At 55.0% G+C, this 13824-nt stretch carries 6 protein-coding genes; all 6 read left to right on the top strand.

Features of this window, described 5'->3' with window-relative positions:
• Nucleotides 1-44 precede the first annotated feature (44 nt).
• Nucleotides 45-5522 carry a dermonecrotic toxin domain-containing protein gene (locus TU76_RS11475; RefSeq protein ID WP_048351683.1) on the top strand — a complete coding sequence of 1826 codons (5478 nt, stop codon included), beginning with the start codon at nucleotides 45-47 and terminating at the stop codon, nucleotides 5520-5522.
• Nucleotides 5523-5795: 273 nt separating this feature from the next.
• On the top strand, nucleotides 5796-8558 hold the full coding sequence (gene mgtA, locus TU76_RS11465; protein WP_046810856.1) for a magnesium-translocating P-type ATPase: 2763 nt from the start codon (nucleotides 5796-5798) through the stop codon (nucleotides 8556-8558).
• Between the two features lie 330 nt (nucleotides 8559-8888).
• Complete coding sequence (locus TU76_RS11460) at nucleotides 8889-9512, top strand: response regulator transcription factor (protein WP_019828341.1); 624 nt, start codon at nucleotides 8889-8891, stop codon at nucleotides 9510-9512.
• Complete coding sequence (locus tag TU76_RS11455; RefSeq protein WP_082136523.1) at nucleotides 9513-12770, top strand: transporter substrate-binding domain-containing protein; 3258 nt, start codon at nucleotides 9513-9515, stop codon at nucleotides 12768-12770.
• On the top strand, nucleotides 12745-13113 hold the full coding sequence (locus TU76_RS11450) for an ANTAR domain-containing protein (protein ID WP_019828339.1): 369 nt from the start codon (nucleotides 12745-12747) through the stop codon (nucleotides 13111-13113). Before TU76_RS11455 ends, TU76_RS11450 begins: the two co-directional genes overlap by 26 nt.
• Before the next feature lie 87 nt (nucleotides 13114-13200).
• Nucleotides 13201-13686, top strand: coding sequence for a GNAT family N-acetyltransferase (locus TU76_RS11445; RefSeq protein WP_019828338.1), 486 nt, complete (start codon nucleotides 13201-13203; stop codon nucleotides 13684-13686).
• Nucleotides 13687-13824: the final 138 nt, after the last annotated feature.

The following is a 13824-nucleotide window of genomic DNA, read 5'->3' as shown; positions in this document are numbered from 1 at the left end:
CCCGCTGTTGTACTAGGCGCTCTTTTCTTTAGAAAGTGAGCGTTATGACTTTTCCCAACACGTCTTTTACGACTTATCTGCCTTCTGCTTTGCCCGCCAAACTGACCCGTCGCGAGCGGTTATCGATCGAATTGGGGAGGGCGATTGAGGAGGCGGCGTATCCTGGCGAGCTGCTCAATCAACTGCAAGCGGCAGTTACCTTGAACCAGCACGCGCTGGCCGAGTCCCAGGCCCTATTTAGCGCAGCGCCAACGCTGTATCAGGTCGTGCATGCACAGGTGTCGCAGGCCTTAAATTGTGATCCCGATAAACTGACCTGGACCAGTGCGTTGCAACCGGATGCACCGGTTACGTTGACCTTGACTCAGATTGCCGTCGAGAGCCTGCGCGACGACTTCATTACTGGCGATATCAATCAGGCAGTCAGTCTGAACGACGACTCGGGCGCGTCGAGCAAGCCTGTTGCTCTGAGTCCTGCTCAGATCTTGAACCAACTCGACTCACTCAACCTTAAAGACCGCTTCAACCTGACGGTTCGCGACTATTGGCAGGGTCTTGCTCAAGGCCAAAGCGTGAGTTGTTGCGAGCATGTGGCCGAGTTACGCCGCGTCTCGATCAAAACCCGCGCACTGTTGGCCCAGGCGTCTGGGCAGTTGAGCGAAGAGGGGCTTGAAACGTGGTTACAGGTAGTCGATGCGCCAACCGATCAGAAGCGTATGGATGCGGGGGGTGAAGTCAGTAATTTGCAGGTCAGTGAAATTGCTTGGGCCAATGGCCAGACCCATGGCAATGGCGGTGGTGTGGTGTTTAAGGGGGCATTTGTGATCCATGGACGTGACGCTGAGCAGAACCCCCGCGAGCTGCTGTTTGTGCCGGGTATGGGCATGGAGCTATTCGAATTCACTTCGCGCTCTCGGTTATGGGCGCAGATGGTGCGCTGGATCGACAGCGGTGCGCAGCCAGGCTGGTTGTTATGGCAGCTGCTGCCCTATCACAGTCGCTCAACGCTGTATGGCTCAGGCGCCCGGCTACCGCTTGAGCATCTCGACTATAAAGCGGTTGCAGGTGATATTTTCGAACACAGCGCCCGCGCGAGCGTGTTCACCCAGCACACCAACGAGCTCATCTGTGCGGTAACCCTTAGTCCTGCATTGCAAACCGGGGAGGCGATTCTGTTGGCGACAGACCTTAGTGGTGTTGCCTTGAGTTACGCCCAGACCACTGAGCAGTGGCGCCGCGAAGTGGCAGGTAAAAGCCTGCCGGCTGATTTAACTGAGGTGCTGGCCGAGCTTGCGCGCGGTCACGCACGTTGGCATGAGGACGATATTTCGTTTGGCAGCTTGGCGCCTGAGCTGGCATTGCGTATTCGCCAAGAAAAAATCGAGCTCTACGAGCACAGTATTTTGCAGCTGTTGAGGCCTGGTCAATTGGCTGAAGATACTGCGGCATTCATTGCTTTTGTGAAGTATCAAACCGCATTGCAGGCCGAGCGCGCCCTGTCGTTAACGTGCTTGAAGGATTTATTAACAGTGACGCAACGTGATAATGCCGATCTGTTGACCAGCGATGCAGGTCAGGGTTCGCCGCAGAGTCGCTTGATTGCCAGTCGCAGTCAGGCCTTGCTGATTGAAGGTCAGCTGCAAGTCCTGCACAAACAGCTGGGCGCTGCGGACTTCACCCTACTGACTCAAGCGTTGAAACTTAATATCGTGGGACATGACAGCGCTACAGATCTGCGCGTGGTGGCGATTGCCATAGGTACCGCACAGCAGCCATTTGCCTTGGTCGGGAGTTTCGCCATTACCTCTCGCCAGGGATTGCTCACGCCATCGCTCGCAGGGCCAGCACTGTTGTTTGTTCCAGGTCAGGACGGCGGTTTGGTCAAGTTCAGATCATTGGCGCAATTACAGGAGCATGTGGGCCAGACCCTGTTCCGATGTTCCGATTGTTCGCTGTGGTCGACGGTTGCGCTGGAGCAGCAGGCTGCAGCACGCGCATGGATTGAAACGGTGCCTGTGTCAGTCCGAGTTGCGCTGCAATTGAGCGAAATCACCCTCGGTATTATTGAGTTCAGCGTTAAAGCGCAAATCAAGGCCCACAAGAAAAGCATGCAGGCGATAAAAAACAATGTGCTGGTGATTACTGGCGCCGACCGGCAGGCAGCGCTGGGCATATTGGGCCAGACCAGTGCGTTGGTATTGCAAGTACCCGAGCACGCGGCACGCAAACAGGCATTTGATCACATTCTATTAATGCGCCAGGCTCAATTGCTTAAGCAGCAACTTGCGCCGTGGCTACTTTTAGAGACTAACGAGGTTCAGGTCGACTACGCGCGTCGGACCAGGCAGATCAATGAAAACCTGCTGGCTATTGAACGTTATCTGTTCAAGCATTTGCCGTCGCTCGATGAGTTTGCTGCGCAGAAACTACGCGAGCAGTTCAAACACGATGGTTTTGACGATGAATTGGACCCGTTGGCAGACATGCTCAGCCTCCCGGATCATGTGGACATCATCAGCACGTTGCCGACTGCGAATTTACCTACCTTCGCTAACATCGTGCCGCAGATTGAACTGGCACAAGTTCCTCAAGGAGTGCGCACCTATAACCTGGTGCAATTTGCCCTGGAAAATATGGACCCGGATGACCCATCAATAGCGCTGCGCCTCAAACATCTGCAGGTTTTGAAACCTGAGTGGAAGACTCGCCTGAGTGTTGGGTACTTGACGAGGGTAATGTCGGCCCTGGATATCAGCGGGGCGTACGAACAGCAGATCAACCAGGTGTTTTACGGCAAGCCCTGCCTGGAGGAAAACCAGGTCAGCGAGGCCCCCGGCAGCGATTTGCGGATTCAACTTATGGTTCGGCCATTTCGCCAAACGCTGGAGCTGGAGCTCTGGATGGCCCGCCAGCAAGCAATGGACCCATCGGCCCTAACCTTGTTCAGCCGCGCTATAGGGGCGCGCAAGGCGGCTGACCTGAAGGTGGGCGGCATGGATATCGCCGTTGGAAATGTCTCCTACAGCAGTGTCGTCGAACGTTATGGCTTGACCTCGGTCGCGGGTGTACGGGTCATTCGTGACACGCTTTCGGATATGACCCTGATCTATCTGCCCGGTATCCCGGGCGGCAATAGCCTGGTCATGTACCCCAGTCTGGAGTTGGCCAACGCGGCATTGGCAGAGATGGGAAGCAAGCCGCAGTGGTTGGTCTATCTTGCGCAACGCACGGAGCCTGAAGAGCAAGCAGCGCATATACAAGAACATCTGGCGGACGGCGCGGGCTATGCACCGCAGGATTGGATCGGCGCAACGTTTGCAGGCGAAATCGATATGGGCAGAGGCCTGAGCACCGCTCGCTCTGATCGCATTATCCAGGTGCTGCGCTTGATGTCTCAGTCAAACGCCAAGCGCGAACGCCTGCGCAACGAACGCAACCATCAGCAAAGGATTGCCAAGCTCTTCACCTGGTTGGCATTTGTCCCGGGTTTGAACATGGCGGCTGATATTTATTACATCGTTCAGGCATTTAAGGCACTGCACACTGCCCACTCTGCTTATGAAGTGGCGCAGCAGGTATTGCAAATCGGAATGTGCATGACCGACATGCTTGTTACCGTCGCTTCGTTTGGTGAGGACGGCGTTAAAGCAAGTCCCTGGGAAAGAGTGGCGCCTCAGGATCACGAGCAAACCAAGTGGTTGATGCAGCCCTTGAAGGCTCGACAAGCCCTGAGTCATGAAGGCAGGGGGGCCCGGGTTATCAATCCTGAACCTAAACCAATGCTGGCACCGGACTTCAGCGGTTATGAGGTCCCGTTCACTGCGCATGAGGGTTGCGCGCTAACTGGAAAGTACGACCTGGGCAGTTATCGCAAGGATGGCGTGCAATTTATTGTGCAAAAAGGCCAAAGCTATCGTGTCGCACGTCCCAAAAATGCCCAGGCATTGCATCTGCAAGACCCTTTCACGCAACGTCTGGGGCTGCCTGTTCGCAGAAGCGAGGCCGGTGAGTGGTTCTATGCTGCGGGTTACGGACTACCAGGCGGCGGGAAAACGGCCGAGACCATACTGATCAATTGCGGTATGTCGCTGGAGATAGCGCAAGGATTACTGGCGGACTACGACTTTCCGGTCAACTCAGGTCTCGATAAGCTGTTTGCCAAGAACGTGCAAAGAGATGGCATCAAGCCCGAGTGGGCTAACAAGTTTCGCGCCGTTACCGCCGAACCCATGGCAGGTTCTTCACGTTGCCTGTCCGCTTGCGTGCCAGTCACTTTGGGGCTGGAAGACTATGTGGTACAGCCTGCCGTTACCCCAGCCATGATCAGCGGTAGTGAGTTGATGCATCGAGTGGTGATTGGAGAGAACGATCTGTTGGTAGCGGCAGGCACGGATGGTGACGGTTTTAACTCGCTGTATCGACCCAATGCTCTTGAACAAGGGGCGCTCGAGGTCTGCGGAAGACTGTCGCCTGAAGGTATTTATCACATCCAACACCCCGTAGAGAGGGACTATATTTCGATTGGCGGGCACTTTTACGAGACCCGGTTCAACCAGACGCTAAATCGCTTCACTATCATCAAAACCGATGGCAGCACGCAGGATGGATTGATGGTGGAACCGGCTGGCCCCTTTCAATTTATGGGTGAATGGCGTTTGTTATCGGCCCAGGTGCTGCAAAAGGATCTCTCGGCAAGGCTCGACGCCTTGGTACGCCAGTTAATGCCGCTACCGGCTACTGATCAGCAGGTCTCGAGTTATATTTCGAATTATGGGCATCAGATCCTCAAATATACGGTGCCTGAACTTCTCTTGGCTCGCGGTTTGGTAGAGCTGGATACATTGACCAGGCAGTATGTCTACCGCCACGGGTTGCCGGTTGAAACGCTGATACGGATCTTCGAAGCGAAAATCAACGGGCTGCCGATCCCGGATGGGTTGCCGATTTACGATGAGCTACAGGGGTTGATTCCGCTGTCGGTGTTGGGCGGCAATAGTTTCAACATCAATGCTGCGCTTGTGTCGGGTAATTACCTGCACTTTATGCCTCTGACTGCCGAGGAGAGCGAGATGCATACGAAGGTAAAAACCATACTGAGCAATCCCAAAAGCATAGTGCTATCCGCAGCGGGGGCCATGACCCCGTTTCTGAGCACTGTCTTGAACCGCAAAGGGTATACATTTTTAGGCCGTGAGACCGTGTTGAGCCGAGGATTACTCGGTCTGGTATTCACAGGCCCCAACGGTGAAGTGTATGTGGCGGCGACCAGGCTCAGCGCTTATCGGGGGCCGGGCGGTGCCCTGAAGAGTATTGCAGTGCATAACACCCAAAAAGGTTTGCACTTTGGTGATAGCTGGGTTGAGTCGGAGCTTGCTAAAGAGTTGTTCGCCCATCCGGACAGCAAGGTTGCCAAAATAGTGCGCGCCGCGCATGAACGGCATCGGTTGTACAAACTGTTGGTCTCGGTCACGCGCGGCGGTGACGTGTTGATTTGCAGGTTGCAGCTGCCCGGGGATTTGTAGTCGCGTCAGTGCGTTGACTGAACCATTCCTGAAGAACTTTCCGATACACAAGATAGAAGTTTCCCGACGGTTTACTCTTTAAAACGTCGAGCGTAAGTTGCCGGCGTTTTGATTCGGTCAGTTCTGACCTCAATCGTGAAGCCTTTTGCGGGACTCTCAAATGTGTGTTTGCTCTGGCGCCAGCATCGGCCCGCATTGCCGTGCGGTTCGAGATCAAGGTCGCCTGCGTAATCAACGATCAGGTGTGAGCACGGGCGATACAGGAGTAGCACCATGAAACTCTCCCTGAAGGAATTCTTCGCAGGCTTTCTGCGCACCCGCCACTTTGGTCGGCACTTTCGGCGCCTTGCCTTGCTCGACAGCATGACCAACACCACGGTCAGTCGCGAAGTTCCCCCCACGCTGGCGCAGACGCTGGTAGCTGCCGCGAACAGTGACAGTGCGGTACTGATCGACAACCTGGGTACCCACACTGACGGCCTGAGTGATGCCGAGGTTGATGCGCTGCGTCAGCAACACGGCCTCAATGAAGTTGAACACGAGCAGCCGCTCAGTCGCTGGGTGCACTTATGGCATTGCTACAAAAACCCGTTCAACCTGCTGCTGACCCTGCTCGCAGGGGTGTCTCTGGCCACCGATGATGTTCAGGCCGCTGTGGTGATCAGCACCATGGTGGTGCTGTCGACAGTGCTGCGTTTTTGGCAGGAGGCAAAATCCAACAAGGCGGCTGATGGGCTCAAGGAAATGGTGAGTAATACCGCCACCGTGATGCGCCGTGACTTCGGTGCCGACACCTCGCCTATGTTTGGCAAATTCTCTGGCGCGGCTCGGCAAATCCGGGGGGCGCAGCGTATCGAGTTACCGATCAGGCAACTGGTGCCGGGTGATCTGATTGTGTTGTCGGCAGGGGACATGATTCCGGCTGATTGCCGGGTGCTCAGCGCCAAGGACTTGTTTGTCAGCCAGGCCGCCATGACGGGCGAGTCCATGCCGGTGGAGAAATTCTCCCGCCAGTTTGACAACCAGACCAGCAACCCGCTGGAGCTGGAAAATATCGTGTTCATGGGCACTAACGTGGTTTCCGGTGCGGCGACGGCGGTGGTGCTGGCCACCGGTAACAGCACCTACTTTGGCGCGCTGGCGCAGCGTGTCGGAGCCACGGACCGTGGTCCGACTTCGTTTCAGACCGGGGTCAACAACATCAGTTGGTTGCTGATCCGCTTCATGTTTGTGATGGCGCCACTGGTGCTGTTCATCAATGGTTTTACCAAGGGGGACTGGACCGAAGCCTTGCTGTTCGCGTTGTCGGTGGCCGTGGGGTTGACCCCGGAAATGCTGCCGATGATTGTGACCTCGACCCTGGCCAAGGGCGCAGTATTTCTGTCGCGTAAAAAAGTCATCGTCAAACGCCTGGATGCGATTCAGAACTTTGGTGCGATGGATGTGCTGTGTACCGACAAAACCGGCACCCTGACCCAAGACAGGATTTTCCTGGCCCGGCACGTTGATGTATGGGGGCAAGAGTCTGACGATGTGCTGGAAATGGCCTATCTCAATAGCTACTACCAGACCGGCTTGAAGAACCTGCTGGACGTTGCGGTGCTTGAGCATGTTGAGGTTCATCGAGAGCTGAACGTGGGGACGGCTTTGCGCAAGGTTGATGAAATCCCGTTCGACTTTACCCGTCGTCGCATGTCGGTGGTGGTGGCCCAGCAGGATCAGCCTCATCTGTTGATCTGCAAGGGGGCCGTCGAAGAAGTGCTGGCAGTGTGTAACACCGTGCGCCATGGCGATCAGGAGGAAGCCCTGAGTGACGAACTGCTGGCGCGTATTCGTCAGGTCACCGCCGAATTCAATGAGGAAGGGCTGCGGGTCGTGGCAGTGGCGGCGCGGCCAATGAGCGCAGGGCGCGACACGTATAGCCTGGCAGACGAACAGGCACTGACGCTCATTGGCTATGTGGCATTCCTGGATCCTCCCAAGGAAAGCACCGCGCCGGCGCTTAAAGCGTTGGCCGAGCATGGCGTTGCGGTAAAGGTTCTGACCGGTGATAACGAACTGGTCACGGCCAAAATCTGCCGTGAGGTGGGTCTTGAGCAGCAAGGCCTGCTGATGGGCAACGACATTGAGCGCATGAGCGATGCCGAATTGGCGGTGGCAGTAGAAACCACCAACGTATTTGCCAGACTCACGCCTACGCACAAGGAACGTATCGTGCGTTTGCTCAAGGCCAATGGTCACGTGGTCGGCTTCATGGGCGACGGGATCAACGATGCCCCAGCGTTGCGCACGGCAGATATCGGTATCTCGGTGGACAGTGCGGTAGACATCGCCAAGGAGGCTGCTGACATCATCCTGTTGGAAAAAAGCCTGATGGTGCTGGAGGAGGGCGTGCTGGAGGGGCGCCGCACCTTTGCCAACATGCTCAAGTACATAAAAATGACTGCCAGCTCGAACTTCGGCAATGTGTTTTCGGTGTTGGTCGCCAGTGCGTTTATTCCGTTCTTGCCGATGTTGCCGATGCACTTGCTGGTACAGAACCTGCTTTACGATGTGTCACAAATTGCCATCCCTTTCGATAACGTCGATGAGGAAATGCTGAAAAAACCTCAGCGCTGGCAACCTGCCGATGTAGGGCGTTTCATGTTGTTTTTCGGGCCGATAAGCTCTGTCTTCGACATCCTGACGTTTGCCCTGATGTGGTACGTGTTCAAAGCCAACACACCTGAGCACCAGACCCTTTTCCAGTCGGGCTGGTTCGTGGTCGGGCTGCTGACCCAAACCCTGATCGTGCACATGATTCGCACGCCTAAAATCCCGTTCCTTCAAAGCCGCGCAGCGATGCCGTTGATGGTGATGACGGGGGTCATCATGGCCGTTGGTATCTTCTTGCCTATGGGACCGTTGGCTGGCTACTTCAAGTTGGAGGCATTGCCGGGGTTGTACTTTGTGTTCCTGCCCATGATTTTGCTGGCATACATGGCGCTGACCCAGGCAGTAAAAGGGTTTTACATCCGCAAGTTTGGATGGCAATAAGTATTAACTTCGTCATGTAACAGGATCCAAAAGCTTATTCAGCTTTTGGATCCGTATCTTGGGAAAAAACCTACAACTCAGATGGTGTTTTCCCTTCTTGTAGATCGAATTCGATTGACGATCATCCCCGGCTCGATTTTGAACGGGGTTCGGTATGTTGCGCATAGATATTGTGGACTTTGGGGATGTTGCCTGTAAGAACTGTCCTATACTTTCACTATCATTCATTAGGTCGTTTTTTTCAGGCTTTCGCCTGTTGTACCTATTCAAAACGATATGTTTGTGCCTGATATACGCGGATGCTCGGCTTACTGGCGGAGGATTACATGTATGAAAGTGTTGATTGCGGATGATCACTCACTTATTCGGTCAGCGATGAAAGTACTGATGGAAAGCCAGGGTTATGACGTCGTGGCTGAGGCGGCCAATGGAACCGACACGGTTCAACTGGCGCGTATGCATCAGGTGGACCTGATTGTCCTGGATATCACCATGCCAGGACTTGATGGCCTGGAGGTGATCAATCGAATCAGGGCTTCAGGGCTGGACACTCGTATTCTGGTGCTCACGTCCCAGTCGCCGCTGTTTTATTCCCAGCGGTGCATGAAAGCCGGTGCGGCAGGGTTCATCACTAAAAGCCAGGACCTCACGGAGTTGTTGAGGGCCGTCAAAATAATCATGGATGGTTACACCTTTTTTCCGTATCTGGCGGCCAGTTCGGTACGCAGCAGCGATGCAAACATGAGCGATGTAGAGTTGATTCAGCATTTGTCGGCTCGAGAACTTTACATATTGCAACAGCTCGCCCGTGGCTTGAGTAACAAGAAGATTGCTGAAGACATGATCCTGAGCAGTAAGACCATCAGTACTTACAAGGCGAGGTTGATAGAAAAATTGAATATAAAGTCAGTCGTTTATTTGGCAGATTTTGCCAAGCGCAATGATTTGATTTAATTGAAAAGCCTTGTATGTCTGGGACTTGTCGGGCTGCTGCTTGTCCTCGGTCAACACAATGCATCCGCTGAAACATCGGTGCAGACCTTGCGCCTGCTGGGACGTTCGAGTGTTGAAGCGTACAGCGCGGTACTTGAGCCATCCGACGTGCAATGGCTCAGGCAAAACGGTCCCTTGCGTCTTGGTATCTCGGCTCCCGACTACGGTCCTTTTGATCTGGCCGTCAATGGCCAGGATTTTGAAGGTTTGACTGCCGATTATGCGGGGTTGTTGTCGCAGTTGCTTCACGTCGAGATTGAAGTCAAACGCTATCCCTCAAGACCGCTGGCAATAGACGCACTCAAGCGTGGCGAGCTGGACTTGTTGAGCAGTTCCAATGGTTTTGAGGCGCAAGATCCCGCGCTGGTGCTAAGCCGTGCCTACGCAGACGATTCGCCTGCGCTGGTGACGCGCATCAGTAATCGCGAGCGCCCGCCGGTGGATCTGGCTGGGTTGCGGGTGGCCATGCTGGATCACTATTTACCGCCTCAAAAGGTCAAGGATTTTTACCCCAAGGCAACCTTGCAGTTGTATCCCTCAACCCTGACTGCGATCGGCGCCGTGGCGTTTGGTCAGGCCGACGTCTACCTCGGGGATTTTATTAGTGCTAATTACCTGATTCACAAGAACTACCTGAACAACGTGCAACTGGCCGATTTCTCCCGGCTGGAAGACAACCCGTTCTCTTTTGCAGTACGCCGCGATAACCCTGGATTACTGCGCGTTGTGAATGCGGCGCTGGCGGTGATCCCGCCCAGTGAGCGCATGACAATCCTGCGGCGCTGGAGCTCCGACGGGCCGCAAATCTCTAATCCCTGGCGCTTTAATCCCAGTCCCGGCGAGCAACGCTGGATGGCGATGCACCCCAGAATAAAAGTGGCGATCAATGATCAGTTTGTGCCGTTGTCATTCTTTGATGAGCAAGGCACGTTCAAAGGTTTGATAGCTGATCTGTTAACCAATGTCAGTGCGCGCACAGGGCTTGAGTTCGAAGCGGTTCGCGAGAGCACGGTGGCCGAGGGGATTGAGCTGGTCAGTTCGGGCAAGGCGCAGATCCTGGGAGGGATCACGAGCGGTACCGCCCGAGAAAATCAACTGCGCTTTACCAGACCTTACCTCACAACCCCCTTTGTGCTGATCACCCGAATTGGTTCTGACGTGCCGCAAACCCTGGATGAAATGTCGGGCCGGCGGGTGGCATTGGTGCGAGGTAACGTACTGCGCGAGTTTATTGAACGCAACTATCCGGGTATCCAGGTGGTGGAGGCTGACAACCCTCCTGCGGCCCTGAACATGGTGGCGCAGGGGCGGGCTGAAGCCGCGGTCTGTGCGTTGGTCAGTGCCCGTTATCTGGTCTCGAGGCGCTTCAATCAACAGCTGCAAATCACCAGCACAGTGGGCACGCAACCCGAGCAGATCGGTTTTGCCACCGCCAGCAATGATCCGCAGTTGAGCTCCATTCTGGGTAAGGCGTTGTTGAGTATTACCCCTGGAGAAATGAGTGAACTGACCAGCCGATGGCGCACTGATACACCGGTAGTTGAGAGTTACTGGCTGCGAAATCGTGCTGCAATTATTCAAGGATTCGTCATTGCGGCGGCCTTGCTGCTGGTGGCGATTGCCTGGATTACCTATTTGCAGCGAGTTATCACCAAGCGCCAACAGCTAATGAACGAGTTGAATGTCGCCAAACAAAGTGCCGATGAGGCTAATCGGGCGAAGACCACATTCCTGGCCACCATGAGTCACGAAATCCGTACCCCCATGAATGCTGTCATCGGCATGCTTGAATTGGCCATGAAAAAAGCCGATCAGGGGATCACGGATCGTTTTGCAATTGAAGTGGCTTCGGTCTCAGCCCGCGAACTGCTCGATTTGATTGGCGATATTCTGGATATCGCGCGTATTGAATCCGGTCATTTGTCTTTGAGTCCCAAGCGTTGCAATCTCAAGTCGCTGGTTGAGGCTGTGGCGCGGATGTTCGATGGTCTTGCGCGGCAGAAACACTTGAGCCTGGAGTGTGAGTTGAGCGTGGCGTCGGACACTGATGTGTTGATCGATCCGATGCGTTTCAAGCAAATCGTCTCCAATGTGTTGAGCAATGCCATCAAGTTCACGAACAAGGGCTCAGTCCGCCTGAAGCTAAACCTGCATCCCGATCACGATGGGCAATATGCATCGGTCTGTTTGCGCGTGGAGGACACGGGGGTGGGCATTTCTGACGAAGACCAGCGTCGACTGTTCAGCCCTTTTGTTCAGGCCAGCAACAACACCCAGTCTGCGCGTTCGGGTTCAGGTTTGGGCCTGGTTATCAGCCGTGAACTCTGCGAGATGATGGGGGGGCAGTTGCGCCTCAGTAGTGTTGACGGGACCGGTACTCAGGTTGAGATCACGATGGCGGTGCCATTACTCGAACCTGCAGAAATCGCTGTCGACGACGAACAGCAAGAAGTCGGGAATACACGCTCGTTGAATGTGCTGGTGGTGGATGATTATCCGGCGAACCGGATGCTGCTGGCCCAGCAACTCAGTTATCTGGGCCACCGCGTGACCGACGCCGAGAATGGGTCGCTGGGACTGAAGGCGTGGCGAATGGGGTACTTTGACGTGGTCATCACAGATTGCTCCATGCCGGTCATGGATGGCTATGAGCTGGCCCGGACGGTTCGGTATGAGGAGGCCGTGTCGGGGCGCACGCCCTGTCAGATTTTTGGTTTTACGGCTAACGCCCAACCGGAAGAGGCTGAGCGTTGCCGGGAAGCAGGGATGGATCAATGTTTGTTCAAACCCATCAGCCTGAAGGATTTGAGTGCCTGCCTGGCAGCAGGTGTACCGCAGGGAGAGTCAGACAATTATGTCGATGGGGCTGATGGTGAGATTGATCTGACTTATCTTAAACAGCTGAGCCAGGGTGACGATGGGGTGATTCACAAGTTGCTCTCTGAACTGGCCATCAGTAATCGCCAGGACCTCGGTGCCCTGATCGAGCTGTTTGTAACGGATGACTATGAGGGCCTGGCTGCTCTGGCACATGGCATCAAAGGAGGTGGCCGGCTCATTCAAGCCACGAAACTGATTGAGTGTTGCGAGCAATTGGAAGAGGTTTGCAAGACGGGAGAGCCACACGATCTTGCCGCTGCTGTCGATGCGCTGCACCACAGCATGGAGCAATTGGCCGACGAACTGGATCGTTATGCTCAAGCCGATGAGTCTCATTAATGACGAGGCCAAAATGCCAACAAAAACATTACGCATATTGATTGCCGATACTGACCCTGATCAGGCTCTGAAAATGGAAAGGGCCCTCAACCTTCTGGGTTATTACCGGATCGCACCTTTGTACAGCCCTGAGGCCTTGGTGAGCTTGAGAGCAGCCCGGACCAACGAGTATGACGTGCTGCTGATCAGCCAGGAAATGGCCGGAGGGGGCATCGTGGGTGAAGCTGAGTTTCGAATGGACAACTCGCAGTTTCGCCACGTACTGATCTATGCGGATGCCGACAGTTTTGCAAATCAGCTCGCCACGCAGATGTCGATGCTGGATTCATCGCTCCAACCCTGAAGTGGGTACTTGTGTGCTGAACATGGGCCGCGCTAAGGTCAGGCGTTCTCATAAACAGCCACCAGGATGGGTCGAGGGATGCGCGTAATGTCGGATGTCGTGGTAGTTCAAGCTGATTATACAAACCCGGTTCATGCACAGGCGCTGAGAGACGTGTTGAACCACTACGCCCAGGACCCCATGGGGGGCGGTGAAGCATTGTCACAGGACGTATTGGCGCAGTTGCCAGCAGAGCTTGCGAGGCGTCCTCATGCGTTTAGCGTGCTAGCGTTCGTCAATGGCGAGGCGGCAGGTCTGGTGAACTGTTTTGAAGGTTTTTCGACCTTTGCCGGCAAACCGCTGGTCAACGTACATGATGTGTCGGTGGTGGACTCGTTTCGTGGTTTGGGCCTGAGCCAGAAAATGCTGCTCAAGGTTGAAGACATCGCCCGCGAGCGCGGCTGCTGCAAGATCACCCTTGAAGTGCTTGAGGGCAACCCGGTGGCACAAGGGTCCTATCGCAAGTTTGGTTTCAGCGATGGGCAACTCGACCCTGCTCACGGACGCATGATGTTCTGGAACAAGTATTTGTAAGGGCGGCGAGCCCCACAGGGTTTCTGTCGTGCACACGCCTCAAGTGCGACATCCAGCGCTGTGGGAGTCGGGCTTGCCCGCGATGGCATCAGCGCGGGCTTTCAAATAATCGGGGTTATCAGCGTCACTGGCACGCCA

Source organism: Pseudomonas psychrophila (genome assembly GCF_001043005.1).
In the GTDB taxonomy this organism is placed as follows: domain Bacteria; phylum Pseudomonadota; class Gammaproteobacteria; order Pseudomonadales; family Pseudomonadaceae; genus Aquipseudomonas; species Aquipseudomonas psychrophila.
This window is presented reverse-complemented; position numbering and strand designations above follow the sequence as displayed.

Excerpts from the sequence above, each read along its gene's own strand:
- TU76_RS11445 (WP_019828338.1), top strand. The coding sequence starts at position 13,201 with ATGTCGGATGTCGTGGTAGTTCAAGCTGATTATACAAACCCGGTTCAT.
- mgtA (WP_046810856.1), top strand. The coding sequence starts at position 5,796 with ATGAAACTCTCCCTGAAGGAATTCTTCGCAGGCTTTCTGCGCACCCGC.
- TU76_RS11450 (WP_019828339.1), top strand. The coding sequence starts at position 12,745 with ATGCTCAAGCCGATGAGTCTCATTAATGACGAGGCCAAAATGCCAACA.
- TU76_RS11460 (WP_019828341.1), top strand. The coding sequence starts at position 8,889 with ATGAAAGTGTTGATTGCGGATGATCACTCACTTATTCGGTCAGCGATG.
- TU76_RS11475 (WP_048351683.1), top strand. The coding sequence starts at position 45 with ATGACTTTTCCCAACACGTCTTTTACGACTTATCTGCCTTCTGCTTTG.